Annotated in this window: 18 protein-coding genes; 4 read left to right on the top strand and 14 right to left on the bottom strand. The window is 37.8% G+C overall.

Annotated features, from left to right (window positions below):
* Positions 1-10 precede the first annotated feature (10 nt).
* Positions 11-877 carry a cysteine ABC transporter substrate-binding protein gene (locus HMPREF2628_RS06475; RefSeq protein WP_000765263.1) on the top strand — a complete coding sequence of 289 codons (867 nt, stop codon included), beginning with the start codon at positions 11-13 and terminating at the stop codon, positions 875-877.
* A gap of 131 nt (positions 878-1,008) precedes the next feature.
* On the opposite strand, the gene pyrE is transcribed toward HMPREF2628_RS06475, so the two are convergent.
* From pyrE to typA, 7 genes are all read right to left on the bottom strand, one after another.
* On the bottom strand, positions 1,009-1,641 hold the full coding sequence (pyrE, locus tag HMPREF2628_RS06470) for an orotate phosphoribosyltransferase (protein ID WP_070842682.1): 633 nt from the start codon (positions 1,639-1,641) through the stop codon (positions 1,009-1,011).
* Positions 1,642-1,673: 32 nt separating this feature from the next.
* The gene (gene pyrF, locus HMPREF2628_RS06465) at positions 1,674-2,375 is read right to left on the bottom strand and encodes an orotidine-5'-phosphate decarboxylase (RefSeq protein WP_070842681.1); all 702 of its coding nucleotides are present in this window, start codon (positions 2,373-2,375) and stop codon (positions 1,674-1,676) included.
* A gap of 233 nt (positions 2,376-2,608) precedes the next feature.
* Positions 2,609-3,862 (bottom strand): cell division protein FtsQ/DivIB, encoded by a 1,254-nt coding sequence (locus tag HMPREF2628_RS06460; RefSeq protein WP_070842680.1) that lies wholly within the window; start codon positions 3,860-3,862, stop codon positions 2,609-2,611.
* Between the two features lie 9 nt (positions 3,863-3,871).
* Positions 3,872-4,930 carry a UDP-N-acetylglucosamine--N-acetylmuramyl-(pentapeptide) pyrophosphoryl-undecaprenol N-acetylglucosamine transferase gene (locus HMPREF2628_RS06455; protein WP_033679986.1) on the bottom strand — a complete coding sequence of 353 codons (1,059 nt, stop codon included), beginning with the start codon at positions 4,928-4,930 and terminating at the stop codon, positions 3,872-3,874.
* Between the two features lies 1 nt (position 4,931).
* On the bottom strand, positions 4,932-6,284 hold the full coding sequence (gene murD, locus HMPREF2628_RS06450) for a UDP-N-acetylmuramoyl-L-alanine--D-glutamate ligase (RefSeq protein ID WP_070842679.1): 1,353 nt from the start codon (positions 6,282-6,284) through the stop codon (positions 4,932-4,934).
* A gap of 114 nt (positions 6,285-6,398) precedes the next feature.
* A complete protein-coding gene (locus HMPREF2628_RS06445; RefSeq protein ID WP_049551683.1) occupies positions 6,399-6,653 on the bottom strand; it encodes a DUF3165 family protein in 255 nt (84 codons plus the stop codon).
* A 19-nt stretch (positions 6,654-6,672) separates the two neighbouring features.
* Positions 6,673-8,514 carry a translational GTPase TypA gene (gene typA, locus HMPREF2628_RS06440; RefSeq protein ID WP_000164111.1) on the bottom strand — a complete coding sequence of 614 codons (1,842 nt, stop codon included), beginning with the start codon at positions 8,512-8,514 and terminating at the stop codon, positions 6,673-6,675.
* Between the two features lie 161 nt (positions 8,515-8,675).
* Between typA and HMPREF2628_RS06435 the strand changes: the two genes are divergently transcribed.
* Complete coding sequence (locus HMPREF2628_RS06435) at positions 8,676-9,401, top strand: 16S rRNA pseudouridine(516) synthase (protein WP_070842678.1); 726 nt, start codon at positions 8,676-8,678, stop codon at positions 9,399-9,401.
* 39 nt (positions 9,402-9,440) lie between these two features.
* On the opposite strand, the gene HMPREF2628_RS06430 is transcribed toward HMPREF2628_RS06435, so the two are convergent.
* The 4 genes from HMPREF2628_RS06430 to HMPREF2628_RS06415 all read right to left on the bottom strand — a co-directional run bounded on the left by HMPREF2628_RS06430 (position 9,441) and on the right by HMPREF2628_RS06415 (position 10,873).
* The gene (locus HMPREF2628_RS06430) at positions 9,441-9,668 is read right to left on the bottom strand and encodes a hypothetical protein (protein ID WP_049551685.1); all 228 of its coding nucleotides are present in this window, start codon (positions 9,666-9,668) and stop codon (positions 9,441-9,443) included.
* Positions 9,669-9,833: 165 nt separating this feature from the next.
* Complete coding sequence (locus HMPREF2628_RS06425) at positions 9,834-10,061, bottom strand: hypothetical protein (protein WP_049492311.1); 228 nt, start codon at positions 10,059-10,061, stop codon at positions 9,834-9,836.
* Between the two features lie 162 nt (positions 10,062-10,223).
* Positions 10,224-10,604, bottom strand: a complete 381-nt coding sequence (locus tag HMPREF2628_RS06420; RefSeq protein WP_070842677.1) for a rhodanese-like domain-containing protein — start codon at positions 10,602-10,604, stop codon at positions 10,224-10,226.
* Entirely contained in the window at positions 10,604-10,873 is a 270-nt protein-coding gene (locus HMPREF2628_RS06415; protein ID WP_050313907.1) for a YqgQ family protein, read from the bottom strand. Before HMPREF2628_RS06415 ends, HMPREF2628_RS06420 begins: the two co-directional genes overlap by 1 nt.
* A 63-nt stretch (positions 10,874-10,936) precedes the next feature.
* Here HMPREF2628_RS06415 and HMPREF2628_RS06410 point away from each other — a divergent pair, with 63 nt between their 5' ends.
* A complete protein-coding gene (locus HMPREF2628_RS06410) occupies positions 10,937-11,845 on the top strand; it encodes a LysR family transcriptional regulator (protein ID WP_049487917.1) in 909 nt (302 codons plus the stop codon).
* A 51-nt stretch (positions 11,846-11,896) separates the two neighbouring features.
* The gene (locus HMPREF2628_RS06405) at positions 11,897-13,774 is read left to right on the top strand and encodes an N-acetylmuramoyl-L-alanine amidase (protein ID WP_049551687.1); all 1,878 of its coding nucleotides are present in this window, start codon (positions 11,897-11,899) and stop codon (positions 13,772-13,774) included.
* 31 nt (positions 13,775-13,805) lie between these two features.
* Here HMPREF2628_RS06405 and HMPREF2628_RS06400 read toward each other — a convergent pair whose 3' ends face one another.
* From HMPREF2628_RS06400 to HMPREF2628_RS06390, 3 genes are all read right to left on the bottom strand, one after another.
* Positions 13,806-14,123 (bottom strand): hypothetical protein, encoded by a 318-nt coding sequence (locus tag HMPREF2628_RS06400; protein WP_070842676.1) that lies wholly within the window; start codon positions 14,121-14,123, stop codon positions 13,806-13,808.
* 251 nt (positions 14,124-14,374) lie between these two features.
* Positions 14,375-15,262: a hypothetical protein gene (locus tag HMPREF2628_RS06395; RefSeq protein WP_070842675.1), complete on the bottom strand. Its 888-nt coding sequence runs from the start codon at positions 15,260-15,262 to the stop codon at positions 14,375-14,377.
* A 601-nt stretch (positions 15,263-15,863) separates the two neighbouring features.
* Positions 15,864-22,349: a S8 family serine peptidase gene (locus tag HMPREF2628_RS06390; protein WP_070842674.1), complete on the bottom strand. Its 6,486-nt coding sequence runs from the start codon at positions 22,347-22,349 to the stop codon at positions 15,864-15,866.
* Positions 22,350-22,382 lie beyond the last annotated feature (33 nt).

Raw genomic sequence — 22,382 nt, 5'->3', positions numbered from 1 at the left:
GGAGATTCTTATGAAACTATTCAAACCACTCTTAACTGTTTTGGCACTTGCCTTCGCCCTAATCTTTGTCACAGCTTGTAGCTCAGGTGGAAATGCTGGTTCATCATCTGGAAAAACGACTGCCAAGGCTCGCACAATCGATGAAATCAAAAAAAGCGGTGAACTGCGAATCGCCGTATTTGGAGATAAGAAACCTTTTGGTTACGTTGACAATGACGGTTCTTACCAAGGTTACGATATCGAACTTGGGAACCAACTGGCACAAGACCTTGGGGTAAAGGTTAAATACGTTTCAGTCGACGCTGCCAACCGTGCTGAATACTTGATTTCAAACAAGGTAGATATTACTCTTGCCAACTTTACAGTGACTGACGAACGCAAGAAACAAGTTGATTTTGCCCTTCCATATATGAAAGTTTCTCTGGGTGTCGTATCACCTAAGACTGGTCTCATTACAGATGTCAAACAATTAGAAGGCAAAACCTTGATTGTTACAAAAGGAACGACCGCTGAAACTTATTTTGAGAAAAATCACCCAGAAGTAAAACTCCAAAAATACGACCAATACAGTGACTCTTACCAAGCTCTTCTTGACGGACGTGGAGATGCCTTCTCTACTGACAATACGGAAGTCCTAGCTTGGGCGCTTGAAAATAAAGGATTTGAAGTAGGAATTACTTCCCTCGGTAATCCAGATACCATCGCAGCAGCAGTTCAAAAAGGCAACCAAGAATTGCTAGACTTCATCAATAAAGATATTGAAAAATTAGGTAAGGAAAACTTCTTCCACAAGGCCTATGAAAAAACACTTCACCCAACCTACGGTGACGCTGCTAAAGCAGATGACCTAGTTGTTGAAGGTGGAAAAGTTGACTAATACTCTTCGAAAATCTCTTCAAACCACATCAGCTTCACCTTGGATTATATTTGATTTTCATTGAGTATAAGATCCAATAACATTACAAAAAGAAATCAGGTAATCCTAGTGACTACCTGATTTTCTATGTTTTAGGCATTTTGCCAATTTTCTTGGTCTTCTTTAAATCGTTTTAGAAGGTCGAGCCCTTCTGGTGTGATGTAACCTTCTTCTTGAGCTAGGTGAATGAGTTCACTGTAGTTAGAAAGTGTTAACAGCTTAACACCAGCATCTGCAAAGTTTTTGTCTGCTTTTGGCAATTGGTAACTGAAAATCGCTACAACTCCAAGCACATCTGCTCCTTCTCGTTTAGCAGCTGCTACTGCTTCAAGAACAGAACCACCTGTTGAAATAAGGTCTTCAACCACTACCATTTTTTGACCCTGAGCTACGCGGCCTTCGATTTGATTACCAGCTCCGTGGTCTTTTGGTTTGCTACGGATGTAGGCAAAAGGCAAGTTCATCTTATCAGCAATGATAGCTCCGTGTGGAATCCCTGCTGTTGCAGTTCCTGCAATCACTTCTACCTCTGGAAAGGCTTCTTTGATAGCATCTACAAAGCCATTTTCAATTAAGGTACGAGTTTCTGGATAGGCTAGTGTCACACGATTATCAGTGTAAATCGGTGACTTGATACCAGATGCCCAAGTGAAAGGCTCCTCTGGTTTGAGGTAAACGGCTTGGATTTTCAAGAGGTGGCTAGCGATATCTTTAGCAAGTGTCATGGTATTCTCCTTTTATTTTATAATCTAGTTCTTTAATTCCAGTCCTGTGTCCATTCATCCTTGATGGCATGATAAGCTGCAACCGGATCCTCAGCTTGTGTAATGGGACGTCCCACTACAATATAGTCACTGCCGATTTGATAGGCATCAGCAGGTGTCATGACTCGTTTTTGATCTCCAACTGCAGCACCTGCCGGACGAATACCCGGTGTCAGACAGATAAAATCTGGATTGGTAGCCTGTTTGATGACTTGCACTTCCTGAGCCGAGCAAACGACACCATCCAAGCCAGCTTCAGCTGTCTTCTTAGCATAATGAATCACAGACTCTTGCAGGCTGGTTTGGATATTCTGAAACTCCTGCATCTGGGATTCCGATGTTGATGTGAGCTGAGTGACAGCGATCAATTTGGCTTGACTTCCAAGACCTTCACGCGCCGCCTTCATCATCTCTACACCGCCAGCAGCATGAACATTGGTCATATCCACACCAAGCTGAGACAGGACCTTCATGGCTGACTTGACTGTATTGGGAATGTCATGCAGCTTGAGATCCAAAAAGACACTGTGCCCCAGGCCTTTCAAGTAAGACACAATCTCAGGACCCGTTGCGTAATAAAGCTCCATCCCTACCTTTAGATAAAGGCTTTCTTCTGCTGGAAAAAGAGCTAAGAATTCCTTGACCACCTCAAAACTAGGAAAATCAAGAGCAATAACTGGACGATGTTCTCTCATAGGTTTCTCCTTTTACCTTTGCTAGTAAGAGAGTCTGGCCACAAGAAGCCACGAAAAAAGGAACCTGCCCACAGCAAGGTTCCACGAAAAATGGGTAGTCTCCACCCTTTTACCGTCTAACCTTAGCTGCCTCTCTGGACTGCTTTAAAGGTTTTTTACTATTCTATTATTTCTACTAACACTTGTCAAGTAAAAACATGGTCACTAAAGAGCTATAGGAGAAAAGGTAGACCCTAACGACGCGATGAACGCCGGGTCGTTTGGTTTTGATTGCCCTCTTCCTCCAGCTTTTTCCTTTCCTCTTCTAGTTTATTCTGCTGTTCTTCCAGTCTTTTCTTCTCTTCTTCTTTTTGTTTCTTCTCAGCTTCCTTAGCCTCTTGTTTGGCTTTTTCCTCAGCCTCCATAATTAATTTATCCGCCACAGTGTAACTGTAAATTCCAGCTTCCATGTCGACCACACTTGGTTCTGACAATTGTGGCTTAATCTTACTATAGTAAGGCAGTTTCTTACTCATTTCAGAAAGGGGAACCAAAACTTCGTCCGAATCATTCATAGTCACTCGAATTAAATCTGATGTGACCTTGCTTGGGGCTAGTTCCACCTTTTGGATAGCAGATTTGAGTTCGGGGCTAATTTGAGAAAGTTCTGAGGTAAAGGTCTTGATTTGTTCGCTGTTATTAAAGAGAACTGATATATAAGTTTCTGGCAGACTCACCAAACTTACCGCACTGGTCTCAAGCTGACCGCTTGAAAGGATTGGATAATGACTTTCTCCAGAAACATAGTAGGCCACAATATCATATTCCTTGACCTTGATTGTAAACTTGGTTGGAAATTGATAGACAAGCTGAGCTGATTCAACCCAATAGTTAGACTTGATCTGCTCTTCATATTTTGCCTTGTCTAGCAGAAGGTTAATCGTATAATCCGAATCCTGAATGCCTGAAGCCTGTCGAATATCATCATCTGTAGTTTGCACTGTTCCCTCAACACGAATATCCTTCATGGTCGCATAAGGACTGAGCAAGTAGGCAGAGACAACCAATAAAAGCAGACTGAGAAACAAAATCGAGATAGCCCGCCAGATATGAACTCCTGGAATTTTCGGTTTGACCTGTTTTTCCTTTACAGGCTTTTTCTCTATTTTTTTATCCTGTTTATTCTGTTTCTTTGGCTCTTTGGATTTTGGTTCTTCTTTGGGTACTTCTTTTTTGACGTCTTCTGACTCTTCTACTTTTTCTTCAGACTCTTTCTTAGCTGATTTTGAGTCTTTTGAATCAGATTCACTCTCTTGCTCCTCGGTTGCATCTGACTTTTCAGATTTTGAAGCCATTCGAGTCTGTCTTTCCTTTTCCTTCTCCTCAGCTAGGGCCGCCTCTTCCTCAGCCTTCTTTTTTAGATATTCTTGGTTTCGTTTCTGCCATTCTGATAACTCTTTAAATTCTTCGAGGATTTCTTTGCCCTCTTTTTTCTTATCTTTTGACATTTACTTTCCTTATGATAAATCTTTTTTCAACAATTGATAAAAATCTGCTAGAGATTTCAATTCCTTTGAAGCCTTCATCTTGGCTTGATAGTCTTCCTTGTGACTTAGTAAGTGAGAAAGCTTCACTTCTAAACTGTCCAAGGTCAAATCGCTTTCTTGAAGCTCTTCTGCATAGCCTTTTTTTACAAAGTAAGCTGCATTCTCAATCTGGTCTCCACGACTAGCTTCACGACCAAGTGGCACAATAACATGTAATTTTGCCATGGCCAAGAGCTCAAAAATCGTATTAGCACCACCTCGTGTCACAACTATATCAGCCAATTCCATCAAGGGTTGATAGAGATTGGTCACATAGTCAACACGAAAGAGATTTTGGCTCAACTCGTTCAGGCTAGAATCTCCAGTTAGATTGATAATATTGTAGCGTTCTGTCAGTTCTTTCTTATGGTCTGTCACCAATTGGTTAAAGACACGAGCACCTGCAGAACCACCGACAAACAATACAGTTGGCAATTGGGGATTAAAGTGGGTTTGAATATCCACCAATTCATCGGGTTCTGGATTTTTTTGATCTGAAACCTTGGTCACTGCTCCCACATGCTCAACCTTAGTCAAACTTGAAGCTTGCTCAAAGGTTGAATACATCTTCGTCGCAAATTTATAGGCGATTTTATTGGCCAAGCCCATAGATAGGTCCGATTCGTGAATAAAGACAGGAACTCCTGAAACACGTGCTGCGATCACAGGCGGCACAGAGACAAAGCCTCCCTTTGAAAAAAGAGCCTGTGGACGAAGTCGTAACATGATAAAGAGCGACTGGACAATTCCCCAGCCAACTTTGAAGACGTCCAGCATATTTTTCCAAGAGAAATAACGACGCAATTTTCCAGTCGCAATGGAATGGAAGGTGACATCTAGACCCGACTTGAGAATTTCTTGGTGTTCGATACCACGCTTGTCCCCGATATAGTGGACTTCCCAACCATCTTCGATGAACTTGGGCATTAACAAAAGGTTGAGGGTTACGTGTCCAACCGTCCCCCCACCTGTAAAGACAATTTTTTTCATATTATTCCTTTAACTCCGCTACTGTGTCGATAAAGAGGTCGCCACGTACTTCAAAGTTAGCATACATATCCCAGCTGGCATTTGCAGGACTGAGAAGGACTACATCTTCTTGAGTCGCAAGTTCATAGGCTTTGCGGGTCGCATCTGCAATATCAGTCGCATCCACATAAGACACACCAGCCTTATCTGCTGCCCGTTTGACACGTTCTGCAGACTGACCGAGGATGACCATCTTCTTGAGTCCAGTAATGTCTGGAACCAATTCGTCAAACTCATTACCACGGTCCAAACCACCTGCAATCAAAATGACCTTGCTGTTGTTAAACCCTGACAAGGCTTTTTGAGTAGCCAATATATTGGTTGACTTGCTATCATTATAGAATTTGACACCCTTGATTTCATCCACAAATTGGAGACGGTGTTTGACACCACCAAAGGCTGAAAGAGTTTCTTTGATGGTTTGGTTATCAACACCACGAAGCTTGGCTACAGCAATAGTCGCAAGGGCATTTTCCACATTGTGGCTACCTGGAACTCCGATTTCATTCGCTGCCATGACCACTTCCCCACGGAAGTAGAGTTGACCATCTTCCAGATAAGCTCCATCAACCTTTTCAAGTGTTGAAAATGGTACAACGGTAGCTTGTGTTTTAGTAGCCAAGTCTTTTGCCAAGTCTTGGTTAAAGTTCAAGACAAGGAAATCAGCTGCTGTCATCTTGTTCTGGATATTCCACTTGGCTGCTACATATTCCTCAAAAGAACCATGATAATCGATATGAGTTGGCATGAGGTTGGTAATAACTGCAATCTCAGGATGGAATTCTTGAACTCCCATGAGTTGGAAAGAAGAAAGTTCCATGACAAGCGTGTCCTTGTCTGTCGCAGTTTGAGCCACTTGACTGGCAGGATAGCCGATATTTCCTGATAAGAGACCATGTTGTCCAGCAGCAGTCAAAACTTCCCCAATCATAGTCGTTGTGGTTGTTTTACCGTTCGAACCTGTGATACCGATAATTGGCGCTTCTGAAATCAAGTAAGCCAATTCCACCTCAGTCAAGACTGGAATCCCCTTGGCCAAAGCCTTTTCAATCATGGGATTACTGTATGGAATACCTGGATTTTTCACCATAAGGGCAAACTCTTCATCCAAGAGTTCCAAAGGATGGCCACCTGTAATGACCTTGATTCCTTCTTCCAGCAAACTTTGGGCAGCTGGATTGTCCTCAAAAGGTTTGCCATCATTTACTGTCACAATGGCACCTAGCTTGTCCAACAAACGAGCTGCAGATTCACCAGACTTGGCCAAACCTAAAACAAGGACTTTCTTATTTTTAAATTGATCTATAACTTTCATGTCTCGAACTCCATTTCTACTCTTACTATTTTACCATTTTTATGGAAATAATTCTAAACGAAAATGCTCAGATTCAGCATTCTAACAAGCAAAAAGAGAGCCGAAACTCTCTTTTTATCTTCTTTTGTTTTTACTAACCGACATGAGGGTAATATCTCGCAAACTAAAGTATGCTAGGAGGAGCATGGCGATTGCGATAAAGAATTCTGTCGGTAGCTGAAAGATTTGCAGGACAGACAGCATCAGCAAAATCAAGAGTGCTACGAAAGCAAAGACGACAAGGACGATATTGACTGTCCCTTTAATGCTTTCTGGTGTCGCAAATACATAGAGTAGTAATAAGAGGAGTCCTATGATTAAATAAACCATCTTTATCTCTTTCTAGCTCTTATTCAGCTGATTTTTTCTTCTTGTTAGCTTTCTCACGCTCTGCCTTATTAAGGATTTGTTTACGCAAACGGATAGACTCAGGCGTTACTTCCATGTACTCGTCGTCGTTTAAGAACTCAAGAGACTCTTCAAGTGTCAAGATACGAGGTGTCTTGATAACAGCTGTTTGGTCCTTAGTAGCTGAACGAACGTTAGTCATTTGTTTGGCCTTAGTGATGTTAACTGTCAAGTCGTTTTCACGAGAATTTTCACCGATGATCATTCCTTCATAAACCTCAGTACCTGGGTTGACAAAGATCGTACCACGTTCTTCGATAGACATGATTGAGTAAGTTGTAGCCTTACCAGCATCGATAGAAACAAGGGCACCACGGTGACGACCACCAATTTCACCTGGAATCAATGGCAAGTATTGGTCAAAGGTATGGTTCATGATACCGTAACCACGAGTCATTGACAAGAACTCAGTTGAGTATCCAATCAAACCACGCGCTGGAACAAGGAAGACCAAACGAGTTTGACCATTACCAGTTGAAATCATATCCAACATTTCACCCTTACGTTCAGAAAGGCTTTGGATAACAGACCCTTGGTATTCTTCTGGAGTGTCGATTTGTACACGTTCAAATGGTTCGCATTTAACACCGTCGATTTCTTTTACGATAACCTCTGGACGAGATACTTGAAGTTCATATCCCTCACGACGCATTGTTTCGATAAGGATTGACAAGTGCAATTCTCCACGTCCTGAAACTGTCCATTTATCTGGTGAATCAGTTGGGTCAACACGAAGGGAAACGTCTGTTTGCAATTCTGCCTGCAAGCGTTCTTCCACCTTACGAGAAGTTACCCATTTACCTTCTTTACCAGCAAATGGTGAGTTGTTGACCAAGAAAGTCATTTGAAGCGTTGGCTCATCGATGTGTAGGATTGGAAGAGCTTCTACTGCATCTGTCGGAGTAATGGTTTCACCGACAAAGATATCTTCCATACCTGAAACGGCAATCAAGTCACCTGCTTTGGCTTCTTGGATTTCACGACGTTCCAAACCAAAGAAACCAAAGAGTTTTGTAACACGGAAGTTTTTAGTTGTGCCGTCAAGTTTAGAAAGGGTAACTTGGTCCCCAACCTTAACAGTACCACGGAAGACACGACCGATACCGATACGACCAACGAAGTCATTGTAGTCCAAAAGTGAGACTTGGAACTGCAAAGGCTCATCTGAGTTATCTACTGGAGCTGGGATGTGGTCGATAATGGTGTCAAAGATTGGTGCCATAGTCGCTTCTTGGTCAGCTGGATCATCTGACAATGAAGAAGTTCCGTTGATCGCTGAAGCATATACCACTGGGAAGTCAAGCTGGTCGTCATCTGCACCAAGCTCGATGAAAAGTTCCAAGACCTCGTCCACTACTTCTGCTGGACGAGCTGATGGTTTATCGATTTTGTTAACAACCACGATTGGCACAAGGTCTTGTTCCAAAGCTTTTTTCAATACGAAACGAGTCTGTGGCATTGTTCCTTCATAGGCATCTACGACCAAGACAACACCGTCAACCATTTTCATGATACGCTCAACTTCTCCACCAAAGTCCGCGTGTCCTGGTGTGTCCATGATATTGATACGAGTTCCGTTGTAGGCAACGGCCGTATTTTTAGCAAGAATGGTAATTCCACGCTCTTTTTCGATATCGTTTGAGTCCATAGCACGCTCAGCCAATTCAGTACGTGCATCAAGCGTTTCTGATTGTTTCAATAATTCGTCAACAAGGGTTGTTTTACCGTGGTCAACGTGGGCGATAATCGCAATGTTACGGATATCTTCTCTTAATTTTGTCATGATTTCCTCTATAATATTCAAAATTTATTTTCTAACTGAACGATTATACCATATTTTCAAGTAAATAACATAACTCAAGCAAGTGTAAATGTTTTCACTCCGCTTTTCTTTTCACGTCAATCCTTTTCAAAGCAAACAACTTATGATAAGATAGGCACAGTATGCGTTTAGATAATTTATTAGCCCAAGAAAAAATCAGCCGAAAGGCCATGAAACAAGCACTTCTCAAAGGGGACATTCTCGTCGATGGTTGCCCAGCCTGTTCCTTAGCCCAAAATATCGATACAGGACTACAGGAACTTCTTTTTCAGGGCCAAATCATTCAAGGCTATGAACACACCTATCTGATGCTTCATAAACCTGCTGGTGTCGTGACAGCCAATAGAGACACGGAACTTCCAACTGTCATGGACCTCCTTCCGCCTGACATCCAGTCTGACAAGCTCTATGCCGTCGGCCGACTGGACCGAGATACGACAGGACTCCTTCTCTTGACCGATAACGGTCCCTTAGGCTTTCAGCTCCTCCATCCCCAATATCATGTCGATAAAACCTATCGAGTTGAGGTCAATGGACTTCTGACACCTGACCATATCCAAGCCTTTCAAAAGGGAATTGTCTTTTTAGATGGTACTGTCTGTAAACCTGCAAGACTAGAGATTCTATCTGCAAGTCCTTCCCACAGCCAAGCCTCTATCACCATTTCAGAAGGAAAATTTCATCAGGTTAAAAAAATGTTCCTCTCAGTTGGTGTCAAGGTTGTTTCTCTCAAACGAGTTCAGTTCGGTGACTTTACATTAGACCCAGAACTAGCAGAAGGGCAATTCCGTCCCTTGAATCCAGAGGAATTGGAAATCATTAAAAACTATTTAGAAAAAAGTGGATAAAAGAAAAAAGCTTTATTTTTAAAGCTTTTTTAATCTTCTTTAACTCATGTGTAAGATAATTCCAACAATCCAGTTAAGAGCAGAAAGAACAATACCTACAACAGCTACAATTCTTTCTGTTTTATAATCAAGTCCAGATTCTTTTTGAAGTTCGTTAGCATACAAAATACCAGCGATACCTAAAAGAATACCTCCCAAAGCAAATAATAAACTCATAACAATAGACAGAATACCCACCAAAAGTGGATTTTTTTTCTTTTCTTGCATTTTCTAAAAACTCCTTAAACTAAACACAAATGAATAATACCATAAAAATCGGCTTTATCAATTGGGTGAAAAATGTTAACACTATGTTATCCGGTTCTTGAACCGAGAAGAGTGGATAAAACAAAAAAGCTTTTAAAAATAAAGCTTTTTTTGTTAGAATCCTGATTAGTGCATCATTAAGAGGAGTCCTGCAACCCAGTTAATTACAGAAACTACAATCCCTACGATATTTAGAATTCGTTCTGTTTTATAGTCTAATTCAGATTCTTTTTGATGTGAATTAGCCAAGACTAGACCAATGATCCCCAAAACAAGACCTACGATTGGAGATAGCAAGCCAAGAACGATAGATAGGATACCTAAAACAAGGGAAGATTTCTTCTTTTCTTTCATATTATGAAACTCCTAAAATTATTACCACTAAATTATATCAAAAGAAATAAGTTTTGTCTATATAATACTATAAGTTTTTTATCATATTAATTATAGCAGCTTCTCAAAGAAACGTCCACTTGTATACCCAAAGCGGAACTTAGTTTGAGAATTTAGCTTATGTTAATTAGTCTTCACTTTTCCTTTCCAAGAATCCAAGCCATAAGAAAGGATATAAATCTCAGAAAAACCTTGCTTTTTCAGATAAAGTGCTGCATTTGTCACCCGTTGCGCACGTTGGTTTTCGTAAAGAAGGACAGGTTTCTCCTTACGAAGGGCAGCAAGACTAGTCTTCAACTGACTTGAAGGAATATTGCGGGCTCCAAGGATATGCTTTCTGTGGAATTCAGCTGGGTCTCGCAAATCAATCAATTGACCTGTACGAATCAAGGCTTCAAACTCCTCATTGTCTACGATTTTAGCCGCACGGCGAATACGAAGATAGTTAAAGCCCATCCACGCCAACATTGCTAGTATAAGTGCCCACAAAATCCAAGTAACCATTAGTTCTTCTCTCCATTTTTCTCAATATAATCCAATTCTACCTTGTGCTCTCTGCGAAGAACTGCTTCTGCCTCTAGATAGTCTAATTTGTCCATCAACCCTGCATCGTAAATTCGAGAGAGCTCCAACTTCATCAGTTCAATATCATATAAGCGTTTTCCCATGTAAACAATGATACCAAATCGTTTGAGGAATTGCTGCACATCATAGAATGTTTTCATAAGACTCATTCTAGCAAAATTTTGTATTTTTTTCAAGAAGAGACTCACACAATGCTCCTGATTTTCCTATCTTCTTTGGCGATTCTGACGCAAGTGTGGTACAATAAAAACATGAGAATTCAACAATTACACTATATTATCAAAATCGTCGAAACTGGCTCCATGAATGAGGCAGCCAAGCAACTCTTTATCACCCAGCCGAGTCTTTCCAATGCAGTAAGAGATTTGGAAAATGAAATGGGCATTGAAATCTTTATCCGCAATCCCAAGGGGATCACCTTGACCCGTGATGGGATGGAGTTCCTCTCTTATGCCCGTCAGGTTGTCGAGCAAACTCAACTTCTGGAGGAACGCTATAAAAATCCTGTCGCCCACCGCGAACTCTTTAGCGTTTCGTCTCAACACTATGCCTTTGTGGTCAATGCCTTTGTCTCTCTGCTCAAGAAAAGCGATATGGAGAAATACGAGCTCTTCCTTCGTGAAACTCGTACTTGGGAGATTATCGACGACGTCAAGAACTTCCGTAGTGAGGTCGGTGTCCTCTTCTTAAACAGCTACAACCGTGATGTTTTAACCAAGATGCTGGATGACAATCACCTGCTGGCTCATCATCTCTTTACAGCTCAGCCTCATATCTTTGTCAGCAAGACCAATCCTCTGGCCAAGAAAGACAAGGTGAAACTGGAAGATTTAGAAAACTTCCCTTACCTCAGCTATGACCAAGGAACTCATAACTCCTTCTACTTTTCAGAAGAGATTCTCTCGCAGGAATACCACAAAAAATCTATCGTAGTCAGCGACCGTGCTACCCTCTTTAATCTCTTGATTGGTTTGGATGGTTATACCATTGCGACAGGGATTTTGAACAGCAACCTCAACGGAGACAATATCGTTTCTATCCCACTGGATATTGATGACCCAATTGAGCTGGTCTATATCCAGCATGAAAAAACCAGCCTATCTAAGATGGGCGAACGCTTTATCGACTATCTACTAGAAGAAGTTCAGTTTGATAGTTGAGAAATCAGCAAGATTTTATTATAATAAGCAAAAAAACAAAAGGAGTTTAATATGAAAAAGGTTTTACTTGCTAGTGCAGTTGCCTTATCTATTTTAGGATACACTCAAACAACTGCCCAAGCTCAAGAAAATAAAGCAGAGTCAGTACGAGAAAATGTAACAATTCCTCATTCAAGTACTTCAAAAATCGAAAACCAAGAAAAATCGAAAGAGAAGGTCGAAAAAACAGACAATTCTTCTAAAATTGATGATAAAGAAGAAAAAATAGAGAAAAAAAATCCTGCTACAGAAGAGAAGAAGTCTGAAGTAAAAAAAGAAGAAAAAGTTGAAAAAGTCAAAGAAGGTTGGCAGGAAGAAAATAATAACTGGCGCTTTTACGAACACAACAAACCTGTTACTAACTGGAAAAAAATCCAAGGAAAGTGGTACTACTTCAATAAAGATGGCCATCGACTAAGCAATACAACCTTTGATGGTTATGTTTTCAATAAAGATGGAGTGATGGCTGAAAACGGTTGGAACTTTATCAATGGAAAATGGTACTTCGCTAATTCTTCTGGAAAAATTTCTCAGAATAAATGGGAGAAAATTGGTGGTGCTTGGTATTACTTTGACAAAGATGGAATCATGCTTAGTAATACAACTTTTGATAACTATTTACTGACCAAAAGTGGAGCTATGGCCACAAACGGCTGGGCAAAAATCGACCAAAATTGGTATTATGCCACATCCTCTGGAAAAATCTCTCAGGACAAGTGGGAGAAAGTCAATGGTTCTTGGTACTACTTTGATAAAAAGGGAATCATGTTGAGCTCAACTACATTTAAGGGCTACCTATTTAATAACAGTGGTGCTATGGCTGAAAATAGCTGGGTAAAAATTAAAGATACCTGGTTCTATGCGAACGCATCTGGAAAATTTGTCCAAAACAAATGGGAAAAAATCAGCGGTTCTTGGTATTCTTTTGCTCAAGATGGAGCTATGTTAGCCGATAAATGGTCGGGAAGCTATTATCTAAAAACCAATGGAGCCATGGCTGATAATGAATGGATATTTGATAAAAACTATAACAGCTGGTTCTTTTTGAAGCGTGGTGGAATGTATGCATCAAAAGAATGGATTGGAGCTTACTATCTCAAAGCTGGTGGTTATATGGCTAAAAAAGAGTGGATTTACGACGACACTTATAAGGCTCGCTACTACTTAGATGATAATGGACATTATGTTTCCGGAACTTACAAAATTGACGGTAAAGACCATCTATTCCACAAAAATGGTCAATGGATTTCTGAGGTCTCAAAAGAAGTTGGTTTTGTAAAAGGCCAATACAGTAGAACCATCTTTTTAGATCCAGGACATGGTGGAAGAGACTCAGGTGCATACTATTACAATGTCGCTGAAAAAGACCTCAACATGCAGGTGTATCGTAAATTACGCAAAAAGTTAGAAGAACTTGGCTACAAAGTTCTCACTTCACGTGATAGTGATATTGATGTAGATTTTGTTACAGAACGTTCTCGTATGGTTAACAAGACTAACTCTGACATCTTTATCAGTATTCACTTCAATGCGACTGGTAATGCATACTCAAAATCTAGTGGAATTCAAACCTATTCCTACAGTGATGATCCTGATTATCCAAGTAAAATCAACCCATACTGGCATAACCATCCTGACCGTATGAGTGAGAGCAAGCGCCTCGCAGCAGCTATCCACTCTTCATTGTTAGCTGAGACTGGTGCTAAAGATGCTGGTTTATTGGAAAGAAGCTTTGCCGTTCTTCGAGAAACTGCTAAACCAGCCGTCCTCCTAGAGCTTGGTTATATAGATAATTTCGCTGAAAATCAACAGATTCGAGATAGCCACTATCAAGATAAGCTTGTAGCAGGTATCGTGAAAGGAATTCAAAAATATTACGCTGGTAAGTAAAAAAGGGTCTCGAGAAACCTCGAGGCCTTTTCTATTTGTCTTCTTGTGTATCTTTATCAGGAAAGAGGTATCCAATACCAATGCAAGCTAGTACGCCCGCTCCAATTACCAAGCCACTTGAAATTGGCAAAAGGTCTAAAATTGCATTTGCAATGATAAAAGCAATAATTAAACACATCAGACTAGCCTTGTAGTCTTTTTTCAAAAAATTCTCTAGAGTGAAAAAGAGGAACAGACCAACCGGAATCAGTGACCATAGGTTGACATCCAAACTTGGCCATCCAACAGAACCAAAATACAAAACCAAAGCTGAAACTAGCAAGAATCCAATACCTAATAATTTTTTCATTTTTATCTCCAATTGCTTTTTTATGAACTTGAGTTATCTGATAGTGACGCCTCACGTCCCTTACAAAAATCATTATAGCAGAGGTCAGTTTCAAGAACAAGTTCTTTTGCCTATCTGGTCTCTATATCAGTCTAAGTGGTTGAAGTGTTAAGATAAAAGAAAAGAAGCCCTAATGAGCTTCTTCATTCTAGCGATTGCAACAGTATTTCTGAACTAAAACAATCGAAAGTTAGATTCTAAACTAGTTTTTTCTAGTTATTATTTTTCTTTTCCTTAGACTCTAGAGAAGTTTTGATTGCTTCGCGTTCAGCCTGTAGTTGAGCTAAATTCTTCTCCTCTTCCTCAAGTTTACTAGTATCTGGTTTTACACGATAATAAACGTTTTCTGGTTCCGTAAGCATGCTAGGATAACTTTGTCCAGCCACAAGTCTATCTTCAGCAGTATTTGATTGATCAGTATACTGTCCAGCGGACTCCAAGACAATGCCTCTAGGTACTGCAATCATATAACCTCCTCCTACTGGAATACCTTTTGGATTTAAACCGAAAGAAGCTGTATCAGAGTTACGACGTCCTTGACCTTTTGAGAATGTTATTTCATAAGTAGATTCATATTTTTGACCATCTCTATAACCAGTTGCATACAGTTCACTAGACTCATTAATAACAAACTCTTTGCCCGACGGTGTACGCCATGTACCTTTCAAACTAGATAAATCATTATTTCTTAGTGCTTCAATATCCAGTTTCGGAACAGCCGTTTCTTCTTTTAACTTGTCAACTAACTTCTCTGACTCAGAGACCTTGCTATCTAAACTGGTTAGCTGTTCCTTGAGTTTTTGAATCTCCTCTTCTTTCTTCTTCTCATTCTCAGACGCTTTCGAAGTATCTATCGCTTCTTTACTTGTGTTCTCTTTTTTAGCAACTGAAGAAATGGCTTCATTTGACTCTTTCTTTGCGTTAGGTGAGAATAATAAGAGGCTTGCTAAGATTGCAACAACCAAGAGACTAATGGCAATGCCAATATAGACTTTTATTTTAAAAAACTTGCCCCTAATCTTAGATGGAGAAGTTCCTTTCACTACCTTCGAGACAGTTGATTTAGAATCATTTTTCTCTTCAAAATTTTTCTTAGTCATAGTATTCCTCCCATTTTCACTATATTTCACCTATATCTTAAACAAATTCGCAAGATTTGTCAGTATCCATGAATAGATGGATTTTCAAAAGAAAACCAATCAACTAACCCTTAAATATTGGCATCAATAGAATCATCCATTAAACTCTATATCGAGTTTATTAACATAAATTATAGCATAATTCTTAAGAATTTTATATATTTTTATAGTCTAACTATGATAATTAAGGGTAGCTATTCTTTCGTATTATTCACTTATATTTATAAAAATTCTAATAGGTGTAGTTTCTTATCATATTTCATATAGACTGTACTTCATCAAATAAATCTTGAGTTTTTACTATAATTGTAAAAGCACAATTTTGAATATATAGTTCGATACCGTATTTTGTGAAATCAGTAGAGTCCAAAAAATCTTCCTATCTGTAATAAGAAGATTTTTTGTTATCTAAATGAAGTCCATTAATACATTCTAAAAGAGTATAATTATCAATGTAAACTTAAGAATTAAGTATTAAATAGTAATTGTCAGCAAACTGTTTAACCATCACAGTATCTAATCTCAACATATAAACATTTTTTCTACAGTTTTTATCTTAATCTTAATCTTTTTTCTTCAATCCAAGAAGTGCTCCTATTATAAACAATATTCCAGCAATGAATGGTGTAAGAACTTCTCTAACTGTTCCGGTTTTTGGCAACCTGTCAGAATGGTTAGTATCCGACTTACTATCAATGTTAGTATGTTTATTAGCTATGTTCTCTTGTTCATTAAGATGGACTTCCTTCTTATTTTCAAAGTTTTTATCAAGAACTGTAGTTGTAACATCCTTAGTTGAATCAGATTTTTGTGAATGATTTACTCTTTGTAAGTCCTCTTTTCTATGATTTTGATTTAATTGACTAGGATTTACCTGTGGCTTATCTTTCTTTTTGGATACATCAAAAGTAGGTTTATTTTCCTCCTCCTTTTTCTCCTCTATTTTCTTGAATACAGGTTTTATAAGTGTATCTTTTGACACATTAATAACATAACCAGCATCTTTTTTCCCTTCGAAACCAGCAATTTCCCAACCATCAAATTGATATCCTTTTTCTGATTCGCCCATATAGACAGGTAAAATGAAATCTTCTTCCGACACTATCGTTGAACTCATTTCTTTTCCATTTTGAATGGTCACAGTTACTGTATGAGGTTTTAGTTCGCTTACCTCTCCCGTATCTTTGTTTAAAATGAATTCTTTTACGGTTGTATTTCTTGCAAAATCTTTTACAACAATTTTAATGTTTAGTGTCTTGTCTGTTATTTGTTTAATATCATCAAATGATTTGTATTCTTTTCCATTTACATAAATATGTTGTTCTTGAATCTCACCATCGAATCCATTATTTCTTTTATCATTGATATTAAAGACTACAGATTTTCCATTAGCATATTCGATACTAGTATTTCCCTTAGGATCAATGTTTACTTCTGGTTTGACATTATCATATAAAAATTGATAGTGTACTCCAACCGCTTTCGCATTCAAATCGCTATAGCCAGTTTGAAGATAAACATTTCCATCCATGTCTGTTACCTTATCTGGAAATCCGTTTGCTTTATAGTCTTTCATCCCCCAGTCCATGATGTCACCGTCTTTAACATTAAGCTTAATGTTAAAATCTCTAGTGTTATCAATGTGTAAATCTCCATAGATTAAATAATTATCTACAACCGATTCATTAACTCTCAACTCCCAGTTAAAACCACCCTTATCAGAAATCTTACCTCTTAAATAAAATTCTGGATTTCGTACATAAATTTTATTAGATTTAGATGGATTAAAGTAGTTCTTGTCCATTGAAAGATTTACTGGTTTTGCATCAATAAATAACGTAGAACCATCTTCTTTTATAGCTTCTACATTGGACTTATCCTCTCCTGTGTACTCTTTTCCATCCTTACCAAATAATACAAGTTTAGAAGAATTTGTCACAAGATTTCCATTTTTATCGATTGCTTCCCCTTTATCATTCATTTTAAAGGTAAACACTTGATACCTTACAATGTTAAAGCCGTCTAAAGCCGACATTAACACTGATTGAGTACTTCTTCCATCTTCAACATTTCTACTATCAGCATAAATTATTTTTTCTGATAAGACTCTTAGATTAGGATTGGCCTTTTGGATTTTTGCTATATCTTCCTGGCTATAAACTCCATTTCCTTCTAACATATCTGTTTTTCCAGGATTATAGGTAGTCACTTTTAGTGCATAGCCTTTTCTTAGAATGATGTTATCCTTTAATAGATATTGTTGTTTTTCTGAATCAGCATAGATTTTACCAGATTCCATGTCCGTTAAATTGTTTGGTTTATTTTTTGAAAGATCTCCTTCTCCTAATTCTATGACATTCCCATAACTTGATGCATAGGGATATTCTGTTTCAGTTTCCTTATTTTTTTCAGGCATTCTAATTTTAGTTTCAGCTTTTATCTGATCATAATCTTTAACAAAGAATCTCATATCTCCTGCAAAAGCTAATCCATCCACAATATCATTAATATTAGCGTATAAATCAAATGTCATCGTTTTTGAGTGGGAATCATACTTAGTCGTTTTGATTTCTATAGATTTATAGTTATTTCCATAATATACCTTGGCATTTTTAGAAACATTACTTATCTTTCCAAGAATTTCAAAGTGTCCATCTTTAGACGGGCTTAGAACACCATAAATTTTTGATTTGATTTCGTCAAGTTTTTCAGTTTCATATTGTAAGGCACTACCATCGTCATACGCAATGATATTTCCCTTATCATCGTATTTATAATCGTATTCCTCTATTCTCTTACCAGTTTCACTTGTAAAGTCATCAACTTCTCTAAATTTCTTTTTAATGAGTTTCTTTAAGTCTTTGCTTTCAAAGTCTCTAATTGTTGAAATGGCTTTATTGATAGTAAAGCTAGATTTTTCTTCGGTAGCCTCTTCATTGTCTTGATGATGTTCTACTTCAGTTGCATCTTTTTTAAGACTATCCTCTTTTCTATTTTCTAAATGTTTAAATTTAGATTCGGCAATCTCGCCAAGCTTTTGGTATTTAGATGAATCTTGATCAGGATCTACTAGATAATAGGAAATCATCCCCTTTTCATCAGCATGATCAGCAAATTTAATTCTATGAATCTTTGTGAAATTACTAGAGCCATCTAATGCAATGACTTCAATGATTTTTCCTCTTAAATCTCCTGCGCCTTTAATTTCATAAATGGTATTTCCGTCTTTGTCAAGTTTCCTATTTCTTCCTTGACCCTCACCTGCATAAGTTACTTCAAGATTTTTCTCAACCTCTCCATCTTCATTAACAAGAGCGGCTCCTGCATACCAAACTTCGTTGGCAATTTCGTCAAATTTTTCAGGATGTTCTTTCTGATCTCTCGCAAATAAAGTTTCATTCTTGTATTGCTCTTTTACCTTATGATAAGTATCCTTTGTAATCAACTTAATTTTTTCAGGATTTGAAAAATCAATCGAAACAATCTTAGGGGCTGTGTTATCAATTTTTACAGGAATATAGGAAACCTGCCATGGATAATCTTTAGTTAATCTATATTTAAATTTATAGAAATATTGACCTTCTGCAATCGGTTCAAATTGACCTCTTATCCTAGTAGCAGGATCTTTTTTGTCATTACTTTCTGGTGCATTTTCTTCTTTCCCTCTAGGGTTATAAATGAGTCCATCCCATTTCAAGTCACCCCAAACTTTTAGTTTAGAAGATTTGATTCCCTTTGCATCATTTCTCTTAGAGTTCAAAATTCCTTTAATAAAGTGTTCTCTCGAAATGACTTTTAAGTCAATTTGATTTTCTCCCTCTTTATTTGTATTTACTATTGAAATCAATCCTTCTTCTGCACTTCTTAATACAAGGGGAGAAGGCGTTAATCCTCTCTCAAGTTGAGCATCTTGAGGATTTCCATTTGAATCTAAAGGATAAATTTTAGCAATCTTAGAACCACTTGATGATGGTGCGTTGATCCCTTCGTTATTGAAAGCAAATAATTCTGGATTTTGGTCTAGAGATGTTGTATTTTTATCTTTTCTATTTTGTATAACTCCTGCTGGATTAAATTTATCTATACCATGTTCTCCACCAATCCCCTTATTTAAGGTTCCTGGAATTTTCGGTTTACCATCATCATCATAACCTTCCATTGTTTTTGATTTTGAACCTTCTTCCCAGGCCCATTTATCAAGGATTGGTTCGTGGTTCCAATTCCCAGCAAATCCCATTAGAGGCATCGATAAAGAAGGTTGGAAATTTGTTTTCTTCCCATTGGAGTTCAGAGCTTCCATTTCTTCCACTGACTCAAAATGAATAAATGATTCTACAAATTTATTTTTGTTTTTAGCCTCTCCAACATTTATAACCGCATTTAAATCAAAGCTAGAATTTGGTCCTATAGTGAAAGTGTCATGCTCAAATGTGATATTTGCTCCTTTGACTTTTTCTGGGTGAATTTCTGGAACAATTTGCTTCCCATCTGGAGATTTTTCATCTTTATATGTTTCATCCAGTTTGAGTCTGTCAGTTAGAGCATCTGTAGTTACGGTTGATGCTGAAACTTTAAAGGTCAAAGGTCTGTTTGATGTATTGTGAAGCTTAATTGTAAAATATTTTTTATCTCCTTTTATTTCTTTAAGAGAAATAGAACCATAAGAGTTTACTAAACCTTTAGAATCCGTATTTTTAAAAGTCGCTACGACTTCATTTCTCAATGCATTAGCCACATTAATTAGCCCTGCCCCCTGTTGTCTAGGTGATGCAAAGTATTGACTTTTTTCTTTCCAAGACGTTGCATCCATCATAGGACGTGCAGTATTTTGTAGGGCTATTTTTGTAAGACTTGTAAGATCTATTTTGTCATCTCCCTTAAGATTTTTCAATACAGGTCTTTCAAGCATTTCCTTTAACTTTGGTCTAATCAAAACAGTAGAAGCTGCCACGATTGGAGTTGCCATACTAGTCCCTGACATATAACCATAAGTTGATTTCCCATTAATGACATTGAGAGTGGATTTAATATTTTTACCAGGTGCTGAAACATCCGGTTTTAAAAGTAAATCTGTTCTTGGCCCCCAAGATGTAGACCCTGCTGGGACTATAATATCTTCTTTATACAGTTCTTTGTCGGTGTCAGGTGCAAACTTAAAGTCAATCTCTTTTTCGTCACCTACATTCGGTTTATTAGAATTATAGCTTGCCATATCAATTGGATAGTATTGCTCCAATTTATCTTTAAAATCTTCTTTATTATTTCTTTTGACTTTAGTTTTTTTATCAGGGTTAATCATGTTCCATAACTTTACACCATCATCTCCTGAAATTGAGAAAACTTGACTAGTAGTTCCTTCATCCTCCTCATATCCCATAGCTGGGATCTCTGTCCAATTATCTCTATTGTAGTAATTTACAGTATTTACAACCATAATGGCGCGTGCGCCCTTATCCGTTGCTCGTTTAAAAGCATTTTTTAAATCCTTTGTATAAATTCTATCCATTACTGCAATTTTGCCCTTAAGATCCAAACCTATCAAATCTTGGTCTTGACCTTTGCCTATATATACAAATTTCAATTTACTAGGAGCTTTTGAACCATCTTCGTTTGTTATGATTTTATTCTTATCGAAAAAGGCCCCTATATTTCTATATTTAAAACTTTCTCCTCCAATCTTAACTTTGTCAAACTCAACTGTTTGATTTTTAGCAGAAGCAACTGCTATCGCATCTTCATGTGCTGCAGTTCGTGTTACATTTCCAGTATCGGTCATTTTCAGATTATTATTTGCCACTAAATCCCATGAAGAACTTGAAGCAGAAGTTGCATAGTTACCCGTAGCTACAACCATTGGAATGCCTGCTTTTCTTAACGCTCTAATAGCTTGCCAATATTTCTCACCTACAAGGCCCGTTCCTGTAAAGCCAGATGATACCGAAACAACATCGACATTGTGTTTGATGGAATCTTCAATAGCATGAAACATTGTTTCATCCCCTGCGAAGCCAGATCCTGCGTCAGAGTACATTTTATAAGAAAAAATCTGTGCATTAGGCGCAATTCCATCTATTCCGTTAAAGTTTTTGATATCTTTTTCAGTATCATTTCCCGCAAGAATCCCTGCAATATGCATCCCATGTGGATCAAAATAATCGCTTCCATCATCAGCTTTTTCTACAGTAATTTTACCACCATTATAATAATTGAAAGCATGAGGAATTTTATCACTCAACCAGAAATTTTTATCAGTACCTTTTAAGTCTTCTTTTTTAAATCTCATTGAGTCTTTGGCATCATCATCGATTCTCATAGCCTTATGCCTATAATCTGTCCCCGTATCGATATTTGAAATAACCATACCTCTGCCATCAAAGTTTTTCCCAAATGGTGCATTGATAGATTTTAGGTAATCGATTGCCTCTTCAACTCCAATTTCTTTTCTAGCATGATTCATCATAGGTTGGACTTTTTGTGACCTTTCAACCGATGAAATACCTTCTATTAGTTTAATTTTGTCTAGAGTATCTTTGGTTGTTTCAATAGCGCTACCATTAAAAATTCTATCATAAGTATATAAAACCTTTGTATTCTTAAGATTTGATAGTTTCTTGATTGCTTTTTCTCCAGATTCTTTATCTTTAAATTCAGCAATATAGACAACTCTATCTTCTTTTTTGGGATTTTCTGTGTCTTTACTTGCAGACGAGTTTGCATTATCTCCTTTGTATTGATTGGAATCTTCTTTTTTGATTGTTGCTTTTTCATTGTTAGTTTTATTGGCTATCACAGATTCTTTACTAACAACTTCTTTTTCCTCAATAACTGTTGTTTTCTTCTCTTCAGTATCCTTTGAAGTTTCTATAGCATTATGAATATCTTCATGTTTTTCTTTGTTTTCTTTTTGTTTATCTACTACTTTTTCTTTATCAGAGATACTTAAAGCATCTTCAGAACTAGATGTATCTGCTAAGACTACCTCATTAGGGACATATGCTGCTAAAATAACTGCAGCTGTGGTTAATGACAATACTGTACTTTTTTTCATTTTAATTCCTTACATATTTATTTAACTTCCAAT

The sequence above is a fragment of the Streptococcus sp. HMSC063B03 genome (genome assembly GCF_001836965.1).
GTDB classification, from domain to species: Bacteria; Bacillota; Bacilli; order Lactobacillales; family Streptococcaceae; genus Streptococcus; species Streptococcus pneumoniae_F.
The sequence above is the reverse complement of the archived record's forward strand: the minus strand, read 5'-3'. Positions and strand labels throughout refer to the sequence as shown.